The 23,559-nt window shown below is 47.0% G+C and carries 32 protein-coding genes and 4 pseudogenes; 33 read left to right on the forward strand and 3 right to left on the reverse strand.

The features are described from left to right. Positions 1-8: 8 nt before the first annotated feature. From GN277_RS03640 to GN277_RS03730, 19 genes and pseudogenes are all read left to right on the forward strand, one after another. The gene (locus GN277_RS03640) at positions 9-1,124 is read left to right on the forward strand and encodes a DUF6017 domain-containing protein (RefSeq protein WP_159756328.1); all 1,116 of its coding nucleotides are present in this window, start codon (positions 9-11) and stop codon (positions 1,122-1,124) included. Next, positions 1,125-1,787 carry a hypothetical protein gene (locus GN277_RS03645; RefSeq protein ID WP_159749844.1) on the forward strand — a complete coding sequence of 221 codons (663 nt, stop codon included), beginning with the start codon at positions 1,125-1,127 and terminating at the stop codon, positions 1,785-1,787. It begins immediately after the preceding gene. 41 nt (positions 1,788-1,828) lie between these two features. Beyond that, positions 1,829-2,197 carry a hypothetical protein gene (locus GN277_RS03650; protein WP_159749846.1) on the forward strand — a complete coding sequence of 123 codons (369 nt, stop codon included), beginning with the start codon at positions 1,829-1,831 and terminating at the stop codon, positions 2,195-2,197. A gap of 74 nt (positions 2,198-2,271) precedes the next feature. Then, positions 2,272-2,445: a hypothetical protein gene (locus tag GN277_RS03655; protein ID WP_159749848.1), complete on the forward strand. Its 174-nt coding sequence runs from the start codon at positions 2,272-2,274 to the stop codon at positions 2,443-2,445. A gap of 188 nt (positions 2,446-2,633) precedes the next feature. Further along, complete coding sequence (locus tag GN277_RS03660) at positions 2,634-2,792, forward strand: hypothetical protein (RefSeq protein ID WP_159749850.1); 159 nt, start codon at positions 2,634-2,636, stop codon at positions 2,790-2,792. Positions 2,793-2,971: 179 nt separating this feature from the next. After that, positions 2,972-3,586, forward strand: a complete 615-nt coding sequence (locus GN277_RS03665; protein ID WP_244324584.1) for a hypothetical protein — start codon at positions 2,972-2,974, stop codon at positions 3,584-3,586. 70 nt (positions 3,587-3,656) lie between these two features. Beyond that, the gene (locus GN277_RS03670; RefSeq protein WP_159749852.1) at positions 3,657-4,133 is read left to right on the forward strand and encodes a PcfB family protein; all 477 of its coding nucleotides are present in this window, start codon (positions 3,657-3,659) and stop codon (positions 4,131-4,133) included. After that, positions 4,130-4,818, forward strand: a pseudogene (locus GN277_RS03675) (type IV secretory system conjugative DNA transfer family protein); the annotation flags it as partial. The gene GN277_RS03670 and the pseudogene GN277_RS03675, both read left to right, overlap by 4 nt. A gap of 693 nt (positions 4,819-5,511) precedes the next feature. After that, positions 5,512-6,396: a reverse transcriptase domain-containing protein gene (locus tag GN277_RS30820; protein ID WP_280178588.1), complete on the forward strand. Its 885-nt coding sequence runs from the start codon at positions 5,512-5,514 to the stop codon at positions 6,394-6,396. Beyond that, positions 6,387-6,920 (forward strand): reverse transcriptase domain-containing protein, encoded by a 534-nt coding sequence (locus tag GN277_RS30825; protein WP_159749854.1) that lies wholly within the window; start codon positions 6,387-6,389, stop codon positions 6,918-6,920. Before GN277_RS30820 ends, GN277_RS30825 begins: the two co-directional genes overlap by 10 nt. Positions 6,921-7,006: 86 nt before the next feature. Continuing rightward, positions 7,007-8,380, forward strand: a complete 1,374-nt coding sequence (locus GN277_RS03690; protein WP_159749856.1) for an IS4 family transposase — start codon at positions 7,007-7,009, stop codon at positions 8,378-8,380. 114 nt (positions 8,381-8,494) lie between these two features. Then, positions 8,495-8,977, forward strand: a complete 483-nt coding sequence (locus tag GN277_RS03695; RefSeq protein ID WP_159749858.1) for a hypothetical protein — start codon at positions 8,495-8,497, stop codon at positions 8,975-8,977. A 151-nt stretch (positions 8,978-9,128) separates the two neighbouring features. Continuing rightward, positions 9,129-9,958: pseudogene (locus GN277_RS03700) on the forward strand (VirD4-like conjugal transfer protein, CD1115 family); the annotation flags it as partial. 441 nt (positions 9,959-10,399) lie between these two features. Continuing rightward, positions 10,400-10,606 carry a hypothetical protein gene (locus GN277_RS03705; protein ID WP_159749052.1) on the forward strand — a complete coding sequence of 69 codons (207 nt, stop codon included), beginning with the start codon at positions 10,400-10,402 and terminating at the stop codon, positions 10,604-10,606. Then, positions 10,590-12,416 carry a reverse transcriptase domain-containing protein gene (locus GN277_RS03710; protein ID WP_016295882.1) on the forward strand — a complete coding sequence of 609 codons (1,827 nt, stop codon included), beginning with the start codon at positions 10,590-10,592 and terminating at the stop codon, positions 12,414-12,416. The genes GN277_RS03705 and GN277_RS03710 overlap by 17 nt, the downstream gene beginning before the upstream one ends. A 90-nt stretch (positions 12,417-12,506) precedes the next feature. Then, a pseudogene (locus GN277_RS03715) lies at positions 12,507-12,827 on the forward strand (VirD4-like conjugal transfer protein, CD1115 family); the annotation flags it as partial. Positions 12,828-13,109: 282 nt separating this feature from the next. Further along, positions 13,110-13,268 carry a Maff2 family mobile element protein gene (locus GN277_RS03720; protein WP_159749862.1) on the forward strand — a complete coding sequence of 53 codons (159 nt, stop codon included), beginning with the start codon at positions 13,110-13,112 and terminating at the stop codon, positions 13,266-13,268. A gap of 135 nt (positions 13,269-13,403) precedes the next feature. Continuing rightward, entirely contained in the window at positions 13,404-13,676 is a 273-nt protein-coding gene (locus GN277_RS03725) for a helix-turn-helix domain-containing protein (RefSeq protein ID WP_002592698.1), read from the forward strand. After that, on the forward strand, positions 13,636-14,016 hold the full coding sequence (locus tag GN277_RS03730) for a TnpV protein (protein WP_016223822.1): 381 nt from the start codon (positions 13,636-13,638) through the stop codon (positions 14,014-14,016). Before GN277_RS03725 ends, GN277_RS03730 begins: the two co-directional genes overlap by 41 nt. Before the next feature lie 64 nt (positions 14,017-14,080). Here the strand turns inward: GN277_RS03730 and GN277_RS03735 are convergent, their stop codons facing one another. Both GN277_RS03735 and GN277_RS03740 read right to left on the reverse strand, forming a co-directional pair. Continuing rightward, positions 14,081-14,260 (reverse strand): Arc family DNA-binding protein, encoded by a 180-nt coding sequence (locus GN277_RS03735; RefSeq protein WP_016223823.1) that lies wholly within the window; start codon positions 14,258-14,260, stop codon positions 14,081-14,083. A gap of 116 nt (positions 14,261-14,376) precedes the next feature. Then, the gene (locus tag GN277_RS03740) at positions 14,377-14,559 is read right to left on the reverse strand and encodes a hypothetical protein (RefSeq protein ID WP_016223824.1); all 183 of its coding nucleotides are present in this window, start codon (positions 14,557-14,559) and stop codon (positions 14,377-14,379) included. A gap of 151 nt (positions 14,560-14,710) precedes the next feature. Between GN277_RS03740 and GN277_RS03745 the strand changes: the two genes are divergently transcribed. Further along, positions 14,711-15,532: a hypothetical protein gene (locus GN277_RS03745; protein WP_016223825.1), complete on the forward strand. Its 822-nt coding sequence runs from the start codon at positions 14,711-14,713 to the stop codon at positions 15,530-15,532. A 47-nt stretch (positions 15,533-15,579) separates the two neighbouring features. Here GN277_RS03745 and GN277_RS03750 read toward each other — a convergent pair whose 3' ends face one another. After that, the gene (locus tag GN277_RS03750) at positions 15,580-16,389 is read right to left on the reverse strand and encodes a helix-turn-helix domain-containing protein (RefSeq protein WP_016223826.1); all 810 of its coding nucleotides are present in this window, start codon (positions 16,387-16,389) and stop codon (positions 15,580-15,582) included. A 319-nt stretch (positions 16,390-16,708) separates the two neighbouring features. Here GN277_RS03750 and GN277_RS03755 point away from each other — a divergent pair, with 319 nt between their 5' ends. From GN277_RS03755 to GN277_RS03805, 13 genes and pseudogenes are all read left to right on the forward strand, one after another. Further along, positions 16,709-16,903 carry a hypothetical protein gene (locus GN277_RS03755; protein ID WP_159749058.1) on the forward strand — a complete coding sequence of 65 codons (195 nt, stop codon included), beginning with the start codon at positions 16,709-16,711 and terminating at the stop codon, positions 16,901-16,903. Positions 16,904-17,040: 137 nt separating this feature from the next. Continuing rightward, positions 17,041-17,232 (forward strand): hypothetical protein, encoded by a 192-nt coding sequence (locus GN277_RS03760; protein WP_044903452.1) that lies wholly within the window; start codon positions 17,041-17,043, stop codon positions 17,230-17,232. Then, positions 17,222-17,560, forward strand: coding sequence for a MarR family transcriptional regulator (locus GN277_RS03765; RefSeq protein WP_016223828.1), 339 nt, complete (start codon positions 17,222-17,224; stop codon positions 17,558-17,560). The genes GN277_RS03760 and GN277_RS03765 overlap by 11 nt, the downstream gene beginning before the upstream one ends. Beyond that, entirely contained in the window at positions 17,553-17,846 is a 294-nt protein-coding gene (locus GN277_RS03770; protein ID WP_004054629.1) for a DUF3847 domain-containing protein, read from the forward strand. Before GN277_RS03765 ends, GN277_RS03770 begins: the two co-directional genes overlap by 8 nt. Beyond that, positions 17,843-18,244 carry a DUF5720 family protein gene (locus tag GN277_RS03775; protein WP_322101244.1) on the forward strand — a complete coding sequence of 134 codons (402 nt, stop codon included), beginning with the start codon at positions 17,843-17,845 and terminating at the stop codon, positions 18,242-18,244. Before GN277_RS03770 ends, GN277_RS03775 begins: the two co-directional genes overlap by 4 nt. Further along, the gene (locus GN277_RS31150; protein ID WP_322101245.1) at positions 18,201-18,362 is read left to right on the forward strand and encodes a DUF5720 family protein; all 162 of its coding nucleotides are present in this window, start codon (positions 18,201-18,203) and stop codon (positions 18,360-18,362) included. The genes GN277_RS03775 and GN277_RS31150 overlap by 44 nt, the downstream gene beginning before the upstream one ends. Continuing rightward, a complete protein-coding gene (locus tag GN277_RS29310; protein ID WP_204162858.1) occupies positions 18,301-18,444 on the forward strand; it encodes a hypothetical protein in 144 nt (47 codons plus the stop codon). The genes GN277_RS31150 and GN277_RS29310 overlap by 62 nt, the downstream gene beginning before the upstream one ends. Before the next feature lie 375 nt (positions 18,445-18,819). Beyond that, positions 18,820-19,293, forward strand: coding sequence for a signal peptidase II (locus GN277_RS03780; protein ID WP_330406205.1), 474 nt, complete (start codon positions 18,820-18,822; stop codon positions 19,291-19,293). Between the two features lie 136 nt (positions 19,294-19,429). After that, on the forward strand, positions 19,430-21,019 hold the full coding sequence (gene mobQ, locus GN277_RS03785) for a MobQ family relaxase (protein ID WP_016223830.1): 1,590 nt from the start codon (positions 19,430-19,432) through the stop codon (positions 21,017-21,019). An 8-nt stretch (positions 21,020-21,027) separates the two neighbouring features. After that, positions 21,028-21,156 carry a hypothetical protein gene (locus tag GN277_RS30830; protein ID WP_280178587.1) on the forward strand — a complete coding sequence of 43 codons (129 nt, stop codon included), beginning with the start codon at positions 21,028-21,030 and terminating at the stop codon, positions 21,154-21,156. Next, entirely contained in the window at positions 21,143-21,790 is a 648-nt protein-coding gene (locus GN277_RS03790) for a CHC2 zinc finger domain-containing protein (protein WP_016223831.1), read from the forward strand. Before GN277_RS30830 ends, GN277_RS03790 begins: the two co-directional genes overlap by 14 nt. Further along, a pseudogene (locus GN277_RS03795) lies at positions 21,756-23,098 on the forward strand (VapE domain-containing protein). Before GN277_RS03790 ends, GN277_RS03795 begins: the two are co-directional and overlap by 35 nt. A 263-nt stretch (positions 23,099-23,361) precedes the next feature. After that, complete coding sequence (locus GN277_RS03805; protein ID WP_016223833.1) at positions 23,362-23,559, forward strand: hypothetical protein; 198 nt, start codon at positions 23,362-23,364, stop codon at positions 23,557-23,559.

Below are 23,559 nucleotides of genomic sequence, written 5' to 3' on the forward strand. Positions count from 1 at the left end.
GCATCGGCGTGGATGGCACAATAAAATTCGACTATTATTATGGCATCGAAGCGGAACAGTTTTCCTTTTACCGGATTCCGAGGCTTCTGATAAAAGACGCAAGGTTTAAAGAGTTGTCCAGCGATGCAAAGCTCCTTTATGGTCTGATGCTTGACAGGCTGGCATTGTCAATCAAGAATGGCTGGCTTGACGAAGAAAACCGGGTGTATATCCATTACACCCTTGATAACATAATGGAGGATTTGGGATGCGCAAGGGAGAAATGCGCAAAGGTGATAGCGGAGCTTGACAGCAAAAAGGGCATCGGTCTGATTGAGAAGAAAAGACAGGGGCTAGGCAAGCCGGACATTATCTATGTGAAGAATTTTGCGACACTGGATACCGGGAAAGAACCGGGCGGAGAGCCGGAAAAGCCGGATAATGCTGACAATTCCGCAGAAGTTCGGAAACCGAACTTCAAGAGGTTCGATAATCAAACTTCAAGAAGTTCGGAAATCGAACTTCAAGAGATTCGGAAATCGAACTTGCAGGAGTTCGGAAACCAGACTTCAAGAAATTCGGAAATCGAACTTGCGGAAGTTCGGGAATCGAACCCTAATTATAACAATACTAATTATACCGATCTGAGTTATACCAATCCTATCAATCAATCAGATAGTGGAACAGAGAAACAGAAACCGGGCAAGCCGGATAATGGTATGATTGATGTGATGGATGAAGCCAGCGCCTACATGGAAATCATTAAGAAAAATATTGAGTATGAGCATCACATGAAATATGGCGATTGGAGTGAAAAAGGTCTTTATGAGGAACTGTATGAGGTAATCTGCGAGATTGTGTGCGTGAAGCGTAAGACGGTAAAGGTCAACGGGGAAGATTACCCGTATGAGCTTGTAAAGTCTAAGTTTTTAAAGCTGGACAGCTCCCATTTGGAGTATGTCATCGGGTGCATGAAGGAAACCACAACAAGGATAACCAACATCAGGGCGTACATGGTGACAGCCCTCTACAATGCCCCGAATACCATGAACCATTATTACCAGCAGTTGGTTCAGCATGATATGTATGGCGGCGGTTGGGAAGAAAAAGGGATGTTTGAGCGCAAAGCGGAAGGAGATGGATAAATGGAGTCCATGAGGGATATTGACCGGACAATGGAACGGGAAATCGCAAAGGGGAGCTGCCCGCTAAAGTTCGTGAGGATAGAGTTTGGCGATTCCCCTTATCAGGAGATTGCGTCAAGGGAAAAGCTGCTGCAGGTATTGTCCTATCTGCTGCGGACAGGCGATTATGGCAGGTTTGCCGGGAAGGGGACAGGGAATAATGTTTACATGGATATTAAGGGCAGGAAGCCAGCTTTTCAGCGTACCCGTTCTTTTCTTGACCGGAACAGCATATTTTCCGCAATCCGCAGGTATGGGAAGAAAATAAAGCCGGATTTTGACGGGCATACTTATCTGGAAACGGTATGGTGTATCTTTGAACTGCCGGAAGGGGAACAGGAAAAATACAGGGTAACCTATGACGGGCAGGAAGCCTTCGCTTTCCCCATGTCCGATAAATATATCCTCGGACTTTACACGCACTGTATCTCGGCAAGGCGGGCGGCATCGGCGGATATGGATATTCCCGGATCAGGCTTTTCGGGGAAGGAACAGGGCATCGCCAGTCTGGAAGATGTGCGTGACGTATTGTTCCAATGCCTTTTGTTTGACACAATAAAATGCGGGGAAGGCGTGTTATACGCTGACCTCTGCACAATCTACTGTTTAAAAGAGGATAGATAGCTTTTGGACTTTTTGTCCAGAAGTAAGTTAGGAGGTGCGCTATGGCGGAAAAATTTATTACGGAAGAACAGCGGGCAAAATGCCGGAAGGTGGCGGATGCGTTTGCGGAGCTGTATGAGCTGACCGATGTAATGGTGGCGGATGCCGGGAGGTTCGGCTTTGTCCGTCTGCAATGGTTCAGTGAGGGGGAAGGTTTTGATTCGGCAATGGCATTTTCGGACAGTGAGGAACTGTTTGAGGAACTCTGGCGGATATGGTATGAACATGAAGTATTAACGCCAGTGCTTGGTACGCCGCTTGCGGAGCTTGACTATGACGAGATATTCCAGACGCTTTCCAAAGACAGGCAGGAGGAAATATTGGAGAAAAAGAGATATTTCATTGACCTGTGCAAAGACGCTTTCGGTTAAGGCGGCAGATATTTTTACAATTCCGGGGCGTTTTCTGCTAAAATAGACCGTATCAGGATAAAGGAGTGGTGCGTTTGGGAAACAGGAAGCGGAGGGCGGACAGGACATATAAGGACTTAAAGCAGAAACAGAAAGCCGGAATAGCAGACGGTATGTTCCAAAAGACCTGTGATTATTACAGGGAGCATGGCAGGATGCCGGAAGGAGAGGACTGTGAAAAATTGCGGGGCAGATTTACCAGAGGGTAAAGGGGATAGCGGAAAAGGCTTCCTTCGATGAAATATACAGCCTGTATCTTTACCGTCTGCCACGTTATGAAACAAGGATTGCGGAGAACGGGCTTCCCGAAAAGAAGGAAAAAAAGCAGGATGCCGACAAGCCGAAAGTAAAGCAGAAGGGCAGGAGCAAAAAAATATGCCCGAACTGCGGAAGGAAGATGAAACAGCAGTTTATCGGCTTGCAGCATTGTAAATGCGGCATGAGCTGGAAAAAGGATATAGGATATTTTGAGCGTACCGGGGATATGGTTTTCGCTCTGGAACGGAGGAAAGTAGGGAAAAAGACAAAGCAGTGTCCGGTGATCCGGTACAGATAATTAAATACCAGAAACAGCGTGAGGGCAGTTATAGACCGTAAACAGCGGTTTATAGCTGCCCTTTTGCGTTTGGAAAACTTTTGGACAAAAAGTCCAGAAGCGGAAAGGAGAAATCAGGAAGATGAAAACACAAAAAAGCAACAGCAGTTTCCCTTGCGGCGGTAGCGGGAGCAGCGGTATTGGGCGGAATCCGTTATGCGGCAGGGAAAAGGAAACCCAAAGCAGCGAGGGAAAATGACGTGCAGGAGGAAGGATTGACAGAGGATAAGATGCGGGAATGCCTTCTCCGCCTGTTCCGGCTGTATGAGGACAGTGAGTTTGATGATTCGGCGGAGTTTTTGGGCGATGGGAGCGATCCGAGGGAATATGAAGCGGAGAACTATTCCAGCCAGTTATTCCCTTATATCAAAAGGAACATGAAAGACGTGATGATGATGGAGGGGGACGATGGTACGGGGAAAGAACCCTTCGCCATGACAGATGTTCTTTTCTGTTATCCAGCCTGCAAGATAGGCTGTGAGATAGAGGAGCTGTTTTCGGACAACTTTGTCCTGTGCCTTGAAAGCGAGATATGGATGCTGGAAAACGGGGAGTTTGCATCTGTCTATTGTGTCAGTATTGGAAAGGACGGAGGGCGGCTCAGTTACCGATTTGTGGATACCTACATCAAAAATCCGGGGACATTCGTATCTGCTTTGAAGATTTGGAATCCGGGTTTGCACAGATTATCAAAGCGTTGGAAGAAGGGAGAAAGCCGGAACTGCCATAATCCGGTCAGAAAGGAGAGCTTATGAAATATATGATCCACAGGCTGTACGTCCCACCCTGACGGGCGTACAGCAATAAAAAAGAAGGAGGAAAACCATGCAGGAGGAAGTGACACAGAAAACCATTGCCCTTGTGTTTAAATCTTCCCGGCTGACTGCCGACGTGCTGAAAAAGGCTATGAAGATGTATCTGGAACACCGGAAACAGGGAAAGCAGATGCCGCATGGGAAAATATCAGTGAAAGAGCTGGTCGGTCAGGGTATGGGCGCTTCGAGCATTGAGGTGACGGATAACAACATCAAGTCCTTTGAGAGAGTGGCAAAGAAGTATAACGTGCAGTTCGCTGTGAAGAAGGACAAGACGGAGAAGCCGCCGAAGCACATCGTATTATTCAAGGGCAAAGATGCCGACGTGATAACGCAGGCATTTAAGGAGTTTGTAAAAGTTAATGAGAAAAAGCATAACCGCATCTCCGTAAAGGAGAAGCTGGCGCAGTTCCGGGAGCAGCTAGGCAAGGACAAAAAACGGGAGAGGGCAAGGGAACACCAGAAGGACAGGGGGCAGTCATTATGAGTAAAATCGTAGAGGGCATTGCCAAAGACCTAAAGTCAATCCCTGAAAAGCTGAAGGCAAAGACGGGGAATATTGACAAAAAGAAACTTTTCCTTATGAACCTCCCTATGCGCTTGCCGGGTATTTCTGCGACAAAATTGCGTGGCTGTGGCGGGTATCGCCGGGGCAGGACGCTTCCGCAAAAGCGATGGCGGTCATGGCGGGGATGGAGGACTTATTTTCCAACCCGTTACCAAGTTTCCACCCAAAAGATTTGCTGATAGGGATAGGGTGCGGCATTGCGCTCCGCCTTGTGGTGTATTTCAAAGCCAAGAACGCCAAGAAATTCCGGCATGGCATGGAGTACGGTTCTGCGAGATGGGGGAACGCAAAAGATATTGAGCCTTATGTCGATCCGGTGTTTGAGAACAACGTGTTACTCACAGAAACGGAAAGACTGATGATGTCCGGCAGACCAAAACAGCCGAAGTATGCGAGGAATAAGAATATCCTTGTCATCGGCGGTTCTGGTTCGGGCAAGACGAGGTTTTTCGTAAAACCGAACCTTATGCAGATGCACAGTTCCTATGTTGTCACTGATCCGAAGGGTACAGTATTAGTAGAGTGCGGAAAAATGCTCTTAAAGAACAGTTACCGGGTGAAAGTGCTGAATACCATTAACTTCAAGAAATCCATGCACTACAACCGTGCGACTTGTTCGTCGCTGAAAAGGCGGCGCACAGCGCTGTTTTTAATCAGTTCTGTGAACTGATAATTCGAGAGGTGGAATGATAGGGTAACGCCTTGAAACGCCTCCCCTGATACTCCGGCATGCGTCATCACTCTGTGATGAGGTGTGAAGCCCGGTAAAGTCGGCAGAAAGGTGCCGTAACAGATAACGCTGACGAAACCTGTCCAGAGGTGGACAGCGCACCCCATATGCCGGGGGTCTATAAAATACCTATGGTTAGAATGGCAGCAATGCCTGACGAAACTCCCGAATGTAAAGGTCTAAAAGTGCCACATACAGAAATGTATGTGTGGGTTCATGCCCAGACAGTGCGGTTTAGTAGGAATGGTTGTTACGAACTACCGTGATGTGTTACAGGCACATGCAAGCTGTCAGGCTTAGAGGGAACACCTAAGGGTATATATGCACAGATAGAATTATCGGAACAAGGAAAGGCAGAGAATCCTATGGATAATCCGGCGAAGAATAATAAGCGGATGAATCTCTGCTGAAAGGTCGTGGTCGAACTGTCGATGTTGCCTGCGAAAAAGAGGGTGACGGAGGAATGGCCACAAGTCAGGCAGAAAATCAGCAGTACACACTCTCTAATCATGCAGTCGAGTAAGAATAAGAAATTGTCACTCGAATCAATGAAACGGGGTGATGTACATGACACGGAAAGCTAAAAAAAGAAGTAAACTGCGCCATGCGGAATACTATGACATGCAGAACATCTTTGATGAACTGTATGCAAAAAGCAGAGATGGAGAGATATTTAATAATCTCGTAGAAATCATAGTGGCACCAAATAACATCATGCTTGCTTTCAGAAATATTAAAAGCAATGATGGGAGCCATACCGCCGGTACAGACGGGAGAACGATAGAATCCCTGGCAGATATGCCGGAAGAAGATTTTGTCTCCCTTATTCAAAAACAGTTTACAAGGTATGTGCCAAAAACAGTAAGGAGGGTAGAGATTCCCAAACCAAACGGGAAATTAAGACCGTTAGGTATACCGTGTATCATAGACCGGATTGTACAGCAATGCATATTACAAGTCATGGAGCCAATCTGTGAAGCAAAGTTCTATGAACATTCATACGGCTTCAGACCTTGCAGGAGCGCTGAAAACGCTGTCTCCTACGCTTATGGACTGGCTCAAAGGAATAAACTCCACTATGTGGTGGACGTGGATATAAAGGGTTTCTTTGACAACGTAAATCATAGAAAGCTGTTACAGCAGATATGGACGCTGGGTATACGGGATACCAAACTGATTCAGATAATCAAAGCAATGCTGAAAGCGCCAATTCAAATGCCAGATGGAGAAATCCTACACCCAGATAGGGGAACCCCTCAGGGCGGCATACTTTCCCCGCTGTTAGCCAACATTGTCCTGAACGAACTGGACTGGTGGATAGCGTCACAGTGGGAGGGTATGGCAGACCATATGAAGTCTCCTTGTAAGGTCACATATTATCCGAACGGGGCAGAAAAAAGTGCAACAGCCACACGGCGCTCAAAAAGAGCAACCTCAAGGAAATGCGTATAGTCCGGTATGCAGATGATTTTAAAATCTTTTGCAGGAACCGTAAGGACGCTGACAGAACATACCATGCGGTTGAGGACTGGCTGCTAAAGCGGCTCAAACTGGAAATTTCAGATGAAAAATCAAAGGTCACAAATCTCAGGAAAAGAGATAGTGAATTTCTGGGGTTCCGTATGAGGCTGATAAAGAAACGCAGGACATGGGTAATCAGTTCAAATGTCTGTGACAAGGCAATGTCGCATATGCAGAAAGAACTCTCAAAAGCAATTATAGAGATTCAAAACAGCAAGACAGCAAGCGACATAAAGAGCAACATTCACGAATACAACGCCAAAGTCATAGGTATGCAGAACTATTATTGTATTGCTACGAGGATAAATCTGAATTTTAGCCGAATGGCTCATGTGAATAATGGTCGCTTTCTCCATCGGATAGATGGGTATAAAAAGCAGGGCGAATTAAACAACAAATATATAACTCAAACTTCGCACTTGAATAAGTACCTATGCACCTTGAAAATTCAATAATAACTGACATAAAAATAGCATGAAACCGTCTGGTTTTGATATAATTGAGTTGTTCAGAAACAATCATATATCCGGAGGCTCATGCTATGAATAAAAGTATAACACAAGACAATCAAAATGATAACCAGATTTCGAAATCTATCAGAAGATTTTTTACACGGTTTCATCTTTCTTCTGCATTGAAAACTGCTAATGCCTACAAAAAGAAGGGAATTTCTGCAGCACTGATTTTTCAGTATCTGTTTCTTTTGATATTTTCAAACAGAAGTATGTATATGAACCTGCTGATTGGAAAAGACTCACCGGATTTTGCAAAAGATACGGTTTATCGTTTTATGAAAATGCTCCAGATTAACTGGATTCGGTTCACAACGGTTTTATCCAGCCGAATCATTAGGGATGCCATTGCTCCACTTGATTCCGCAGACCGTGTCAACGTACTGATCATTGACGATTCCATGTTTGAACGTAACCGTTCCAAAAAAGTGGAACTTCTTGCAAAGGTATATGACCATGCAAAACATTGTTATAAATTTGGTTTTCGCATGCTTACATTAGGCTGGTCAGACGGAAGCACTTTTCTCCCGGTCAACAGTGTCCTTCTCTCCACCGAAAATAAAAAGAACAGAATCAATGAAGCAAAGGAAACGGATAAAAGAACGGTTGGATATAAGCGCCGTATGCTTGCTGTCAAGAAAGGAACGATCGCCATGCTGGAACTTTTAAAATCTGCTAAAAAGGCTGGTATTCCGGCTAAATACGTTCTGTTTGACAGCTGGTTCTCTTCTCCAAGCTCTCTTCATGCTGTCAAAGAAATCGGATATGATGTAATTGCAATGGTAAAGAAAACACCTAAAATGTTCTTCCGGTATAACAGCGAAGATATGCCGCTGACAACTATTTACAAGAAAAACAGGAAACGGCGTGGACGTTCCCGGTATCTGCTTTCCGTCATGGTAGATGTTGTAAAGGAAGGAAAAACCATCCCTGCCAAAGTGGTCTATATCCGTAACAAAAACAAGAGAAAGGAATATCTTTGTCTCATTTCCACAGACGTGAGTCTGAGTGAAGAAGAGATTATCCGCATTTATGGAAAACGTTGGGATATTGAAGTATTCTTTAAAGTCTGCAAGAGCTATCTTAATCTAAGTAAAGAATGCAGATCCCTATCTTATGATGCAATGACTGCCCATACAGCAATCGTTTTTACAAGATATATGATGCTTTCCCTGGAGAACCGGGAATCTAATGATACCCGTTCTATGGGGGAACTGTTTTTATACTTTTCTGATGAGATGTCTGATATCACATGGATACAGGCTTTTCAAATACTGCTTCAAATGTTCAGAACTCTGCTTGTGGATCAGATAGATATATCTGATGAAAAAATCGACGAGCTGGTAAAAGCATTTATGGATGCAATACCTGCACTTTTAAAATCGAAGCTGCAAGTGGCATAATTGACTGAACATTGACAACTAAATACTGCCAGATATTGAATTTTCAAGGTGCATAGCTAAAATCTATGTGCGAAGTTTGAGTATATAAAAAAACGGTATGGAAAATCGAAACAAATGCGCTGGATTGGAGATACACCAGTAGTACCTCTGGCATATGTGCAGTTTAAAATACCAATGCGCAAGAGCAGGAAAATCAACCTATATACTCTAGACGGAAGAATGGAAATCCACAGCAATCTGAAACTGAATGTTGAAGATATGCTCTGGCTCATGCGCCACCCGGTAACAGGAGAAACGGTACAGTTCAATGATAACCGAATCTCTCTCTATGCCGGGCAGGAAGGTAAATGTGCAATCACTGGAGAACAACTGGAAGTGATTCACTGTATTTGTTACAGGAAATCAAATGAGTGTAAAAATGGCAGAGACAGTTACCGTAATCTGTTGCTTTTATCGCCTGCCGGATATGAATTTATCTCAACAACAGACAGTATAAAGTTCGCTACACTGACAAAGAAGTATGAATTGAATAAGGCACAAATTACTAAGGTAAACAAACTGCGTGTTACCGCAGGGTTGGCAGAAATGTCAATGTAAATCGTAACAAACTGATTTAGCTAATGTGAAAAAGTGAGTGTGTATCACTGCTGAAACTATGCTTGATGGGGCGCCGGATGCGGTGAAAGTCGCATGTCCGGTGCTAGCCGGGGAAAAGCTGGAGATAACATCAAAGGCTTACCTATCGGAACCTCTCGTTTATATCCGGAGCGAGAAGGACATTTTGAAACTCGTAAACACAATCATCTTAAACACCAAAGGGGAGGGGCAGCAATCCGGCGAGGATTTTTGGGTGAAAGCCGAGAAGCTCTATTACACTGCACTGATCGGGTACATCTGGTATGAGTGCGTGGAGGAAGAACAGAATTTCACTACTTTGCTTGACATGATAAATGCCAGTGAAGCAAGGGAGGACGATGAGGAATTTAAAAATCCCGTTGATTTGATGTTCGATGAGCTGGAGGAAAGAGAGCCGGAGCATTTTGCGGTAAAGCAGTATAAAAATATAAACTGGCGGCGGGCAAGACAGCCAAAAGCATTTTAATTAGCTGTGGCGCACGTTTAGCCCCCTTTGACATCAAGGAGCTGCGTGACCTGACAAGCTATGACGAGTTGGGGCTTGATATGATCGGGGATGAAAAGACAGCGTTGTTTGTCATTATCTCCGATACTGACGACACATTTAATTTTATCGTGTCTATCATGTATACGCAGCTTTTTAACCTGCTCTGTGACAGGGCGGACGATGTGTATCATGGGAGATTGCCCGTCCATGTGCGCTGCTTACTCGATGAGTTTGCAAACATCGGGCAGATACCAAAGTTTGAGAAGCTGATTGCCACCATAAGGAGCCGGGAAATATCGGCTTCCATTATCTTGCAGTCAAAGTCACAGCTTAAAGCGATTTACAAGGACAACGCTGACACCATTGAAGGGAATTGTGATACCACCTTATTCCTCGGAGGGAAGGAAAAGACCACTTTAAAAGAGATGGCGGAAATTTTGGGTAAGGAAACGATAGTGCGCCCGTTAGGGTGTATGCCATAAACCGCCTTTAGCAAGCGGTAGACAAAGATATCAAAGAAAGGACGGTGAAAATTTATAGTCTATCATTCCACGACTTATCCGTGAGGGGAAACCCTCTGGGGAGTGTAGCATGTCGTTGTTATAGCCGCCACTATTAACGCTATAACTGGCATAAAACGGCGCAATCTTCTAACCGCTGTTTTATGTGGGGATGAAAATCCGTGTATGAGGATGAAAGCTAAACTGCTTGATTGGTAGCCGGAGCCTGGGAGTATCTGGCCTACGTGCGAAAGAAGATGAAACGCACGGTGCTTTGGCGTCTGTCGCTCAATCGTCGGCAGACGTGCGATATCCAAAGCAGGGCAAGCCTTAGATTAGGTTGAACGGCGAACGCCACATATCTACAAAGATTACCGACAACACGGAACGCTAAGTATGGCATACGCTACCGGGGATGACCTAAACCCGCCCATATGCGGGCATGGTTACACAGCTCCCATAGTAGCCCGTGGACTCTGGATTTACAGGGATAGCCGTAAAAACGGAAGCGGGAGAGCCGCCCACATGACGAAGGGGAGCAGTATGCTTTTAATACAGAGAAAGAAAGGAAGGTGCGTGAGGCATCATGAGAAATCCAACTGATGTATTGAATAGCCTAAACAAACAGTCTAAAGATTTATCGTATAGGTTCCAAAGGCTCTACCGGAACCTGTACAACCCGGAGTTTTACCTTTTGGCATATAGAAATATCTACGCCAATGAGGGAAGCATGACGCCGGGTGTGGATGGTGAAACACTGGACGGAATGAGCAGTCCGAGAATAGAGCGTATCATCAGCGCATTAAAAGACCGTTCTTACCGCCCAAAACCTGCACGGCGTACATATATTGCAAAGAAAAACAGCAGTAAGAAGCGTCCGCTTGGGATTCCTTCCGGGGATGACAAGCTGGTGCAGGAAGTAGTCCGAATGATATTGGAAAGCATTTATGAGCCAACCTTCTCCGACTATTCCCACGGATTCCGCCCGAAAAGGAGCTGCCATACAGCCCTCGAACAGATACAGCGGACATTTGCGGGGGCAAACTGGTTTGTGGAAGGTGACATTCAGGCATGTTTTGACAGCTTCGACCACCATGTTATCATTGATATTCTGCGCAGGCGCATTGATGACGAAGCTTTTATCTCATTGATGTGGAAATTTCTGAAAGCCGGATATATGGAACAATGGCAGTACAACAGGACTTACTGCGGCACTCCGCAGGGTTCCGGTATCAGTCCCATATTGGCAAATATTTACCTGCATGAATTGGATATGTATGTGGAGGAATACAAAGAAGGCTTTATAAAAGGGAACCGGGTAAACCGTAAAGTGAACCCGGAATACGCCAGACGGAACCGTGAAGTGCAGAAGTTCATGCGCCAGAACAGGGAAGTATGGGATACGCTTACCGAAGCCGAAAAGAAAGAACGTGCCGGGGAATTACGCAGACTGCGGGAGAAACAGAGGGAAATCCCGTCTAAGCAGTTCAGGGATGAAACCTATAAAAACCTGCAATACGTCCGTTATGCGGATGACTTTATCATAAGCATTATCGGGAGCAAAAGGGATGCGGAAGAATTAAAAGCAGACCTTGCTGTATTCCTCAAAGAAAAATTAAACCTTACGCTGTCAGTGGAGAAAACCAAAATCACCTATGCTACTGACCGGGCGAGATTCCTCGGCTATGATATCTCTATTTCAAAGAGCCGGGAAATCACAAAACGCCAAGGCAGGAAAGTGAAGGGGTACAGCGGCGCAGTAAAGTTATACATGCCGCATGAAAAATGGGAATCAAAACTGTTGGAGTATGGCGCAATCCGTATCAAGAAGGACAAAGTTACACAAAAAGAGCATTGGAAAGCCATTCACAGACCACAGCTCATTAACCGTAAGGATATCGAAATCCTGTCAAAGTACAACTCTGAAATCAGAGGTTTGTACAACTATTACTCACTGGCATGTAATGTATGCGCAATGAGCAAGTATGCGAGTTTAATGCATTATAGTATGTTGAAAACATTCGCAAATAAATACCGCACAAAGACCAGAAAAATCAAAAAGAGATATTTCAGAAATGGACGGTTTACAGTCATTTATAAGACAAAAGGCGGTATGAAGGAGAGCGTATTTTACAGAGGGCCTTTTATCCGCAAGGACAAGCCTAATGTGCCGCAGGCAGATATCCTGCCCGCCTATAAGCGGTATGATAAACCGAACCGCATAGCGGCAAAACTGCGCTCCAAAACCTGTGAACTCTGCGGACAGTACACAAATGACGTGGAGATTCATCAGGTGAAACGGCTGAAAAGCCTTAGCGGTAAATATGAGTGGGAAAAAGTTATGTTAAAGAACCATAGGAAAACGCTGGCAGTATGCCCGGCGTGCCACCGTGAGATACACGGAAAAGACTGATTTTGTTAGTTGATGGCATATGGAGAGCCGTGTGCATCGAGAGGTGCCCGCACGGTTCGGGAGGGAGCGTCCACGAGGCGCTTACCTCATGACCTTTACAATACCTCTGACACAAGGGGTACGTCGCAGTCCTACGGTTTAAATTATCAAAAGACCGGAAAAGAATTGATGAGCCAAGATGAGATTGCGGTCATGGACGGAGGGAAGTGCATCATGCAGCTTAGAGGGGTTAGACCATTTTTCTCCAATAAGTTTGACATCACCAAGCACAAGCAGTACCGGCTTTTGTCCGATTTTGACGACAAGAACGCCTTAGACATCGAAAAATATGTAAAGAACCTGTGTAAAGCAAGAGTCAGGGACAATGACACCGTTGATGAGGTGGAGGATGCAGGCGTGATTGAAGCATGACAACTGAATATGGAAAAAACTGAATAGGGAACTCGTAAACCAGCCACAGGACTTCTGGACAAAAAGTCCAGAAGTGGAACAGAGTTTTGAATGTACTTGGGAAAGGACAAAACAAAGCGCCCGGCATAGCCAATCGCCAAACTGAATATGCCGGATGCCCGCAGGGTTCTTCCTAAAGGATTGCCCTGTCTTTATCTTACCATAAGGCAGGGCATTTTAACATGAAAAACTCTTTCGGAAACCAGACAAAAAATTATTTTTGAGAAAGAAAGAGGTAGAAACATGGCATTTTTTACAACAGCAGTAACAGGATTAAAGACAGTCGTAACAGCAATCGGCGCAGGCGTGGGCGTGTGGGGCGTCATCAACCTGCTCGAAGGATACGGAAATGATAATCCGGGTGCGAAAAGTCAGGGCATCAAGCAGGTCACGGCGAATTAGAGGTAATCAAAAGAGGAAAGGAAAAGCACAATCCAGACGGAACCGGCGGTACAGTCAAGAAATATTTGTGAGTTAGCAAGAATCCTGATATAATGGGTATAAGCGCCCATCCGGGGCAGAAAGGCAGGGAGAAAAATGCACATTAGCTACAAACCGCTCTGGCACACACTGATAGAGCGAAACATGAGGAAAGAGGATTTAAGGCTTGCCGCTGGCCTGACCACAAATATGATAGCCAACATGGGCAAAGAAGGGAAACACATCAGCATGGACACGCTGGCACGAATCTGCGAAACGCTGGATTGTGGCATTATGGACGTGATTGAACTGGCCAGTGACGAGCCTTCCACCACAGGAGGGAACGACAATGGAAAAACTGAAAGAAAGAATCACAGAGAACGGCATTGATTATATTCTGGTAGGCGACTACTATATCCCGGACTTGAAGCTGCCAGAGGAGAACCGCCCCATCGGACGCTATGGGCGGCTGCACCGGGAATATCTCAAACAGGAACACCCGGCACGGTACAGCTCCCTTATCCTTACAGGGAAATTGTGGACATACCTTGCCGACCTGAACGAGCAGGCAGAGGAACGGCTTGACCTTATTATAGAGCAGATGAAAGCCGCCGAGGAAGTGACCGAGGAACTAAAAGCCCGGAACCAGCTTGAATGGGTAGGACGGATGAACAATATCCGAAGCCGGGCGGAGGAAATCATAAATAGTGAACTTATCTATACCATGTAATCAGGGTATAAAATGGCCAGCCAGAATATAAATGGCTGGTCATTTTAAGTTGAAAGCACCATTCCTATTCGGTCTGCCCGGTTTCAATCTCCCCATGTTCTCTTTCAATCTGTTCCAAATGCTGCATCAGCACATATTCAATGTAATTCGTCATTGAGCGATGTTCTTTGGTTGCCAGAAATCCAATTTTATCAAATACTTCGTCTGATAGACGCAAGGTAAATACACGCTTGTTGGTTGCCATATTTCTCCCCTCCATTCCGGGTATGAATTTATGGTAGCCCAAATCAGAAAAAATATATACGTTCACAAGACAGTCAAGTGATAGCATTTTATATCTAAAGACAGGAAACGCCATAATCAATCTTTAGTTTGGTCAGTTATAATTATGCCATGTTCCTTCTCTACTTTTTCCAAGTGCTGGATTAACACATATTCAATATAGTTGGTCAATGAGCGATGTTCACTTGTAGCCAAAATACCGATTTTATCAAACACTTCGTCTGACAGACGCAAAGTGAATACTTTCTTATTGGTTGCCATATCCCTGCCCTCCATTTTGGGTATGTATAAATGGTAATCGAATTTCGGCAAATAATATACAGTCACTTGACAGGTAAGTGACATCACTTTATAGTATAAGAGTGGTCAATCAACTAAAAATGTATATAAGTTTAAAGCGGAGGAATGGAATGTGAAAGGTTTATGGCAAAAAGTGAAAGAAATGTGGTGGTATTTCTGGGAAGTGGACGAAAACGACAGCACAGAAGAAAGGCTAAGCTCATTTGATAAGCGGTGGCTCCTGTACTGGAATTTCATGACCTGTATGGGAGTGCTAATACTTTTCATGATAGTAATAGGAATCAATAATATCCGTGTAACCCGTCAGAACGGAAAAGACGTAGAGGAAGCCATAAGCATGATTGCAACCTATATGGCATCCGCCACAAAGGACGAATATGACAAGATTGCCCAGACTATCCGGCATGATTTGGTATTCAGTGAATACGGCGAGGACATAGAGAATTTTATCCAGTATATCCCCAACACCGCCGAAACCTGCCGTATCTGCATGGAAAGCTACCCGGCTCAGGCAGTCCTTGTCTGTGCCAATACAGGACAGTTCTATTCCTTAGATTTGTACGATATAGGAGAAAGCCCGGACAACAGCAGCCGAGGGGGAACCATCATGAATTTTGGTTATGATGAAGTCAGCCAGACCAGCGTCCATATCACCAAAAGCCCCGACCAAAAGACAGGATATGCGGAGATAGACCGTGGACGTGGCATTGTCAGCGTCCATAGGATGAAGGCACTGTTTTGTGACGATTGTATCTGGGATATACTGAACACAGTTGAACACCAGTTGATAGAAGAATTTTTCATTTTCGACACAGAGAAAAGGACATTCTCTCCGATAGACGATAGTACGACATTACAGATAGGCGATTACCATCTGGATATTGAATATAAGGACAGTGACTACAGAATTGACATCAACTATACCAGTGAATAAGAAGCTGCCGTTGCAGGAACCGCTAAATTTCCTGTAACGGCATTTCCTTATCTCCGCTTCATCCTGCTCAACGGGGAATCCTTATATGCCGGAGTTTTCTTCATAACATTCTTCAAAACCGTGCGCTCCTGCTCCGACAGCTTCTCATACCGGATTTGTAGCTGCGTACACATCAGGGCAGTGAACACATCCAGATAGGAACCCGGCACGGCCAGCGCCTTCTTTGCGTCCCTGATTAGCTTCATGCCATTGGAGCCGTCCGGCGCACTGTCCGTATCATTCTTGTGCGCTTCCCTTATGGCATGGAGGATAGTGTCCCAAGTCCGGTGCGTGACCTGACAGAAATAATCTTCTTCCTGTACCTGCATGGTTTCCAACGCCTTTAACGCAGCATCTTCCTCCACCGGCTGATATTGGGAAAGGACTTGCCCCCGCAGGACTTCCAGAAGGCTGTTGAAGTTTTGGAAGTGGGCGGTTGCCACACCATCTACATAAATTTCCGTGTCTGTTATCAGGGTAACAAAATCCTCATGTGTGGCAATCTCACACAGCAGCCGGTTGTTGATACGCCCGCTTTTCAACAACTCCACCATGCTGTCACTCAAATGCAGCTCCGTAAGTTCCATGCCCGGATGGTTCCGGTTCTCTGTCAGGCAGAGCAGGTAATCCGTTGACACACCGTAAAACTTTGCCAGCTCCACAAGGTTTTTGTGGCTGATTTCCTTGAGTTCGTCATTCTCATAGCTTCCCAAGGCTGATTTGGAAATCTTTGTAGCCGCCGCCAGTTCCTCTAATTTTAAATGCCGCTCCGTCCTTAAATCCTTTAACCGCTCCTGAATCGTTATCCCCTGTTTCATGGCTTCCTGCTCCTTCCCTGCGGCCAGCTTTTGCCGCCATCCCCATTGTACCACATATCCATGCCGGGCGCATTTCCCTTTGTGATTCTTTTCAAAGGCGCAAAATGCGCTTTTGATTTGCCCGGATTTTCAGAAGTGCAAAATGCACATCTGATTTTGCACCCGTCCGGCAGAAAGCCTTTTCCGCAATCGTGGAATTTTTCAGATTTTGGGCTTTATTCCTGATTCGTGGACATACGGCACATGGTACAAAAATGTCATATGATATAGGCAGTTCATCGATGGATTATTCCAATCGAATGACCGGCCTGTATGGGATATGCTCCCCGGCGATGTAACGCAACGACTTCCGGCAGGGAAACGGAGGAACCCTGACCGGAACGAGCGTACCAAGGAGAGCGAAACGCCGCCAAAGACGGGGGCAGGAACGACAGCAGAGGGAACCGGCAAAATGAACACCGAAACGATACCGAAACACAACAATTTCACGGGGCATAGTCTGCCCTGCCCGTAATACCAAGGGGGATTTTGGGGCGGCTCTACGGCTGTATTTCTTCTGAAAATCGCCCCGAAACGATACACAAAAAACCACTGCCCGCCCATTCCGGCTGTACCTGCTGAATCGGGCGGTTTTTCTATGGAGGAGGCACTATGCCGAGAATGTCAAAGAAGTTGAAGAAAGAGCTTGCTTTCTTCCTGAACGACCGGGGGCGCAGAAGCTACAACGGACTTTGCCGGAAATGCCAGCATGGGTGCAAGCAGAGTTTCCGGGCTGTCATTATCGACTGCCCCCACTACCTATCCAAACGAGCCAAAAGGAGGACACCATCCAATGAATTGTGAATTTATGATAGCCAGTACGCCCCTGCCGCCCTATATGCCACTCCCAAAGGCAATGCTCCGGCTTCCGGTCAGCAACACGGCAAAGGTCATGTATGCCCGCCTGCTGGATGAAATCCTGACAAGGGGAACCGAGGACAGCAACGGGATTCTGTTCATCCGCTTCCCCGTCATGGAGATAGCGGCGGCACTCTCCCGAAGCCCCCAGACCTGCAAGCGTTCCCTGAATGAGTTAGAACAGGCGGGAATGATTATGCGTGTCCGTCAGGGAATCGGGGAGGTCAGCCACATCTATATCCTGCTCCCGAAGGAGGACGCTGCCCATGAATGAGAAGCTGGAAAAACTGAATCAGGAGATTGAAAAGACCGAAGCCAGACTGCGGCGGGCGCAGCATAAGGAGAAAATGCTGGAACACCAGATAAAGACCCTGAACCGGAAGGAACGGACGCACCGGCTCTGCACCAGAGGGGCAATGCTGGAAAGCCATCTCCCCCACCCGGAAGCCGTGACGGATGAACAGGTCAGCACCATTTTAAAAGTATTGTTCCACCGGAGCGACACCAAATGTCTTTTGGAACAGGTTCTTGCAGAAAACCAGAAGGAGGATATGAAATGAAATTTTCAAAAAATGAGCTGAATGTTATTTGCCAAAATGCCGCACCGACCAAGGCGGAAACTCTTGCAGGCATAAAAGAAATCGTATCGGTAACAGCGGATTTAATGACAAAGTTAATCATGGAGAACGCCATCCGAAGACTGGAACGAATACCAGAACCAGAGTGCAGCCAGTTTATTGCCAGTGTAAAAGCACAGTTCCCGACAGAACAAAACAACAATTCTATCCGTCAGCGGCTTGCGGCGGCAAAAGCACAGGAACAGATTTTACAGGGGCATGACCTGTCAGGAAAAGAACGGTTCCGCCCGGAAACCCGCCACATGATTATGGTGGAAGTACAGAAACAATGCTTTGTTGGCTTTAAAAGGGGAACGGTTCCGCTTTTATCTCTCCGATGAAGGCTACAGGAACGCAAAGCGCAGCGAGCAGGAGGGAGAAATCAAAATAAAAAGCCATGCCGCCGTTGTTGACGGAAAGCTCTATCCTGACAAGAAGCCCCGACAGCAGGAACGATAAAAAGCCTGTTCCAGAATCAAAGCGCGCCAGGCGCGTTCTGATTTATACCGCTTATGGCACAATCGGTACGGCTGATTCCTGACTTCTAGATATTTCGCTTGCAATTTTTACTTCCAAAGTGACAAGCTGGAAAATCTCCCTCTGAAAGAGGGCGCAATTATACACCACTTAGGGAAGTGGTGCATTGCGCCCTGCCGGGAGCGTCCTGCGGACAGCAGATGATTTCCACAGATTTTCAATCTGCTCCAATCATCACAGGGGAAGCTACCCTTCCCCTGCGCTGGCTTTGCCAGCTACCCCTTTGTGGCTTTGCCACCCGGAAATCTTTCAGAAAGCGTATTCCATTTAGCAAGTTAAAGCTGTATAATAGTGCCAGCGATAAATCAGGATTTGAGAGGAGGAGTTTTTTATCATCAAACAGATTAAGCCATTTATTATCCCTGTACTTTTTTTGACATTGATAGACCAAACTATAAAAATAATTATATTAAAGTTATTTATGCAAGACGAGTTTGATATAATATTTCATTTGTTGCGATTTAACCCAGAACAAAATACAAATTTGTCATGGTTTGGAAATTTTGCTGATGTTTTTTCAAGTTCATTTCTTATGGTTGTTTTTAACATTCTTGCCATTTATATTATTCTATCAGGATATTTATTGTATAGAGCAAAAACGAAGAAAACTAAATTTTCAGTGAAAATAATTTTAGTTTTTGGGTTGGCAGGTTGTTTGTGTAGCTTAATAGATAAAATTTTTTGGGGAGGAAGTTTAGACTTTTTGCAGATACCAAACTTCTTTATTTTTGATATTAAGGACTGTTACCTTACAGTCGCAGGAATTATATTTGTTATCATCGGTATTTTACATAGTAAAGAAATAACCGTTAAAGAGTATTTGTACTTTTGTAGGAATAAATTCAAATTGTAAAATTTAAGCTTATCAAACTGATAACTCATCAAAAACTAAATACCTGCCGCCCACCAGCGGCAACGCAAGCAGGAAACTGAAAAAAAGGTATCCTGCTTTTTCTATGCCCGGAATCCGGGAGGAAGGAGGGGCACACTTGCCATGCCCGCACTGTAAAATCACCATCATTAAGCGGAGCAACAATGAATCCGCTGTTTCTGCCGCCGCCTACCAGAGCGGCGAAAAGCTGTTCTCTGAATACGACCAAGAGCAGAAATACTATCCCTACAAGAACGAAGTCACCCACAAAGAAATCATGCTCCCACCCCATGTGCCGCCGGAGTTTGCAGACCGCAATACCTTATGGAACTCTGCCGAAGCACAGGAGAAACAATGGAACTCCCAGCTTGCCCGGAGGTTCGTGCTTGCCATCCCAAGGGAAATCCCGCCGGGACAGTACGCCGACCTTATCCGTGACTACTGCCGGGAGTTTTTCGTTTCCAAAGGCATGATTGCTGACTTTGCCATCCACGACAAGGGGGATGGCAACCCTCACGCCCATATCCTGCTTACCATGCGGGCGATGGACGAAAAAGGGAAATGGCTTCCCAAGTGCCGCAAGGTATACGACCTCGACGGAAACGGCGAAAGAATCCGGCTCCCGTCCGGCAGATGGAAAAGCCACAAGGAGAACACCGTGGACTGGAACGACCAGAAGTACGCTGAAATCTGGCGGCAGGGATGGGCGGACACGGCTAACCGCTATCTGGAAGCAAACGACCGCCCGGAACGCCTTGACCTGCGCTCCTATGCCCGGCAAGGGATTGACCAAATCCCTACCGTCCACATGGGGCCTGCCGCCTGCCAGATGGAGAAGAAAGGAATCCAGACCAGCATCGGCAACCTGAACCGGGACATCAGAGCCGCCAACTCCCTCATGCAGTCCATCCGCCAGATGGTGCGCCACTTAAAAGGCTGGATTGCCGACTTAAAGGAGAAAAAAGCCGCTCTGATGGAAGCGTTGGAACAGACGAAGGAGCCGACCATATCGGAGCTGCTCTCACAGTATTTAGAACTGCGGAGCGGACAGCGTGCCGACTGGACTTCCAGAGGGAAGCTCAAGGGCACAGTTGCCGACTTCAACAAGGTACAGGCGGCTATGGATTTTCTGCGGAAAAAAGAAATCTCCACCGTAGAGAGCCTTGACACCCGGCTGGATGAAATCAGCCAGACCGCCGTTTCTGTCATGGCGAGCGTGAAAAAAAGCGAGAAGCGCATCAAAGCCATCAACACCATGCTGTCCTACATTGACAAATACGAAGCGGGCAAGCCAGTCCATAAGGAGTATGCCGCTATCGGCTGGAAGAAGAAAAAAGAGCAGTTTGCGGAGAGCCACCGGGAGGAACTGGACGCTTACTATGCCGCTATCCGGTATTTGAAAGCCAACCTGAAAGGCAATACCTACTCCCGCAAAGATTTGGAAGCGGAACGGGAACAGCTTGCTTCTGCCCTGCCGGAACAGGGGGAGGAGCTGGAAGCGGTGCAGGCAGATGTAAAAGTTCTGCGGGATGTGCGCCGCTGGCTCAATCAGGTATTGCCGTCCGAGCAGTACCGCCAGACCGCCGAGCCGGGGAAGAAACCGTCCGTACAGGGGAACCTGAAAGGGCGGCAGGAACGCATCCGGCAGGAGAAGGCAGAGAAACGCCAGCCGCCCCGGACACAGAAACAACAGAATATGGAACTTTAAACAGGCACTTGTTTTGTGATTGGAAACCGCAGACAAGTGCCTTTTATTTTGAACTGGAAAGATTTACAGACAACGTGAGCGACATTGTGTCGCCCACGTTGGGATTATCAGGAGGAACGCCTATTGAACGTATTTGAAGCCGTGAAGCAGTCCGTCACCACAAGGCAGGCTGCGGAGCGTTATGGAATTAAAGTGAACAGAAATGGGATGTGCGTCTGCCCGTTCCACAACGACAGGAACCCAAGCATGAAGGTTGACCGCCGCTTTTACTGTTTCGGCTGCGGAGCCACCGGGGACGTGATTGACTTTGTTTCCCGGCTCCACGGTATCGGCAGTAAAGAAGCCGCCCTCATGCTGGCGCAGGACTTCTCCATCCCTTATGAGGACGGGAGGAACGCCGGGAAGCCGCCCATCCGTCCACGCCTGCGGAGGGAAACCGAGGAACAGAAATTTAAGCGCATGGAGCGGCACTGTTTCCGGGTGCTGTCCGACTATTACCATCTCCTGCGCCGCTGGAAGGAGGAATATGCCCCACGGCAGCCCGATGAAGCATGGAATCCCCGGTTTGTGGAAGCCCTGCAGAACATGAGCCGGGTGGAATACCTGATGGACGTGCTTCTCTCCGGGGACATTCAGGAGCGGGCAGCCCTTATTACAGGACACGGAAAGGAAGTGAGGAACCTTGAAAGACGAATGGCAGAATTTACCGCCCCAGATACGGCAGGAAATAGCGAACATGGCAGACAGCGCCGAGCCGCCCCGGAGCGTTGAGGAAGTCAAGGCCATGCTGGAAACCACCGAGAAAGGCGGCTTCCGCAACAGCATCCGCAACTGCCTGACCGTGTTCCAGTGCGACCCGCTCCTGTCCGGGGCGGTTGCCTATAACCTGCTGACCGACCGCACCGATATTTTAAAGCCCATCGGTTACAAAAGACCCCAAAACAGCCCCATGACCGACACGGACATGAAATATATCCGGCTGTATCTGGAAGAAACTTACGGCCTGACAAGCGAAAAGAAGATACAGGACGCCGCCGACCTTGCCGCCAATGAGAACAGTTACCACCCTGTCCGGGAGTATCTGAACAGCCTGACATGGGACGGAACCGGGCGGGTGCGCTTCTGTCTGCGGCATTTTTTAGGGGCAGACACAGACCAGTACACCTATGAAGCCCTGCGCCTGTTTTTGTTGGGAGCCATCCACCGGGCATTTTTCCCCGGCTGTAAATTTGAGGTCATGCTCTGTCTGGTGGGCGGGCAGGGAGCCGGGAAGTCCACCTTCTTCCGTCTGCTGGCAGTCAAAGACGAGTGGTTTTCGGACGATTTGCGGAAGCTTGACGATGACAATGTATACCGGAAGCTGCAAGGTCACTGGATAATCGAAATGTCGGAGATGATTGCCACCGCAAATGCAAAGAGCATAGAGGAAATCAAGTCCTTTTGAGCCGTCAGAAGGAAGTCTACAAGATACCCTACGAAACCCACCCGGCAGACCGCCCAAGGCAGTGTGTGTTCGGCGGCACATCCAACGCCCTTGACTTCCTGCCCCTTGACCGCTCCGGCAACCGCCGCTTTATCCCCATACAAGTATGCCCGGAACAGGCGGAAACGCACATTTTAGAGGACGAACCCGCTTCCAGAGCCTATATCAGCCAGGTGTGGGCAGAAGCGATGGAGATTTACAAAAGCGGCAGATGGAAGCTGACATTCAGCCCGGAAATGGTGCGCCACCTAAAGGAACGCCAGCGGGACTTCATGCCGGAGGACACCAAGGCCGGGATGATTCAGGCTTTCCTTGACAGCTACCCCGGCGATACCGTCTGCTCCAAACAGCTTTACAAAGAAGCCCTGAACCACTCCTTTGACGAGCCGAAACAATGGGAAATCCGGGAAATCAACGAGATAATGAACCAGTGCGTCACCGGCTGGAATTATTTCTCCAACCCCCGGATGTTCGCCGGGTACGGCAGGCAGAAGGGATGGGAACGGGAGCAACCGGCAACGGACATCAGCAACGGGCGTGGAAAAACCCCGGAGGGATTTACGCCAGTGCCGGAGCAAATGGAGCTTCCCTTCTGAAAAAAACCGGCAAATAACAGCCCAATGCTATCCCGTTGCACACTTCGTTGCTATCCCGTTGCCGGGCCGGTTGCCGGGCAAAATCCCGTAACTGCGGGCTTTTCTCCCCTTTAACAACCAAAGCAACAGAAAAATAAAAGAAAAAGTATAAAATACCCCAACCGCCAGACAAGGATTAGTTCCAAGGTTTTTTGAAGCCCGTTGCCGGACTTCGTTGCCGACCGTCCCTGTCTGGCCTTTTCATGTATGGAGGACAACTGCCTATGGCGAAAAATAAAACAGAGATTCATGTCACCACAGTATTTGACGGTGAGCTGGACGCTACGGACGTTTTCGTGAGCCTCATCGCACAGAAACACAGCAGAAAAACAGATAAAGAATATCTTGCTAAACCACAAGAAATAGGGTATAATAAAGATGAGGTTCCAAGTGACCGTGTTCCGTCTGGATTGTGCGGGTAA

Origin of the sequence: Sporofaciens musculi, from assembly GCF_009830285.1 — a bacterium.
GTDB classification, from domain to species: Bacteria; Bacillota; Clostridia; order Lachnospirales; family Lachnospiraceae; genus Sporofaciens; species Sporofaciens musculi.

Excerpts from the sequence above, each read along its gene's own strand:
- GN277_RS03775 (WP_322101244.1), top strand. The coding sequence starts at position 17,843 with ATGAAATTTTCAAAAAATGAGCTGAATGTTATTTGCCAAAATGCCGCA.
- GN277_RS03670 (WP_159749852.1), top strand. The coding sequence starts at position 3,657 with ATGCAGGAGGAAGTGACACAGAAAACCATTGCCCTTGTGTTTAAATCT.
- GN277_RS03705 (WP_159749052.1), top strand. The coding sequence starts at position 10,400 with ATGGCATACGCTACCGGGGATGACCTAAACCCGCCCATATGCGGGCAT.
- GN277_RS03735 (WP_016223823.1), bottom strand. The coding sequence starts at position 14,260 with ATGGCAACCAACAAGCGTGTATTTACCTTGCGTCTATCAGACGAAGTA.
- GN277_RS03710 (WP_016295882.1), top strand. The coding sequence starts at position 10,590 with ATGAGAAATCCAACTGATGTATTGAATAGCCTAAACAAACAGTCTAAA.
- GN277_RS03730 (WP_016223822.1), top strand. The coding sequence starts at position 13,636 with ATGGAAAAACTGAAAGAAAGAATCACAGAGAACGGCATTGATTATATT.
- GN277_RS03750 (WP_016223826.1), bottom strand. The coding sequence starts at position 16,389 with ATGAAACAGGGGATAACGATTCAGGAGCGGTTAAAGGATTTAAGGACG.
- GN277_RS03765 (WP_016223828.1), top strand. The coding sequence starts at position 17,222 with ATGAATTGTGAATTTATGATAGCCAGTACGCCCCTGCCGCCCTATATG.
- GN277_RS03720 (WP_159749862.1), top strand. The coding sequence starts at position 13,110 with ATGGCATTTTTTACAACAGCAGTAACAGGATTAAAGACAGTCGTAACA.
- GN277_RS03760 (WP_044903452.1), top strand. The coding sequence starts at position 17,041 with ATGCCGAGAATGTCAAAGAAGTTGAAGAAAGAGCTTGCTTTCTTCCTG.
- GN277_RS03805 (WP_016223833.1), top strand. The coding sequence starts at position 23,362 with ATGGCGAAAAATAAAACAGAGATTCATGTCACCACAGTATTTGACGGT.
- GN277_RS03725 (WP_002592698.1), top strand. The coding sequence starts at position 13,404 with ATGCACATTAGCTACAAACCGCTCTGGCACACACTGATAGAGCGAAAC.
- GN277_RS30820 (WP_280178588.1), top strand. The coding sequence starts at position 5,512 with ATGACACGGAAAGCTAAAAAAAGAAGTAAACTGCGCCATGCGGAATAC.
- GN277_RS03740 (WP_016223824.1), bottom strand. The coding sequence starts at position 14,559 with ATGGCAACCAATAAGAAAGTATTCACTTTGCGTCTGTCAGACGAAGTG.
- GN277_RS03650 (WP_159749846.1), top strand. The coding sequence starts at position 1,829 with ATGGCGGAAAAATTTATTACGGAAGAACAGCGGGCAAAATGCCGGAAG.
- GN277_RS30825 (WP_159749854.1), top strand. The coding sequence starts at position 6,387 with ATGCGTATAGTCCGGTATGCAGATGATTTTAAAATCTTTTGCAGGAAC.
- GN277_RS29310 (WP_204162858.1), top strand. The coding sequence starts at position 18,301 with ATGCCGCCGTTGTTGACGGAAAGCTCTATCCTGACAAGAAGCCCCGAC.
- GN277_RS03690 (WP_159749856.1), top strand. The coding sequence starts at position 7,007 with ATGAATAAAAGTATAACACAAGACAATCAAAATGATAACCAGATTTCG.
- GN277_RS03770 (WP_004054629.1), top strand. The coding sequence starts at position 17,553 with ATGAATGAGAAGCTGGAAAAACTGAATCAGGAGATTGAAAAGACCGAA.
- GN277_RS03755 (WP_159749058.1), top strand. The coding sequence starts at position 16,709 with ATGCTCCCCGGCGATGTAACGCAACGACTTCCGGCAGGGAAACGGAGG.
- GN277_RS03660 (WP_159749850.1), top strand. The coding sequence starts at position 2,634 with ATGAAACAGCAGTTTATCGGCTTGCAGCATTGTAAATGCGGCATGAGC.
- GN277_RS03695 (WP_159749858.1), top strand. The coding sequence starts at position 8,495 with ATGCGCTGGATTGGAGATACACCAGTAGTACCTCTGGCATATGTGCAG.
- GN277_RS03645 (WP_159749844.1), top strand. The coding sequence starts at position 1,125 with ATGGAGTCCATGAGGGATATTGACCGGACAATGGAACGGGAAATCGCA.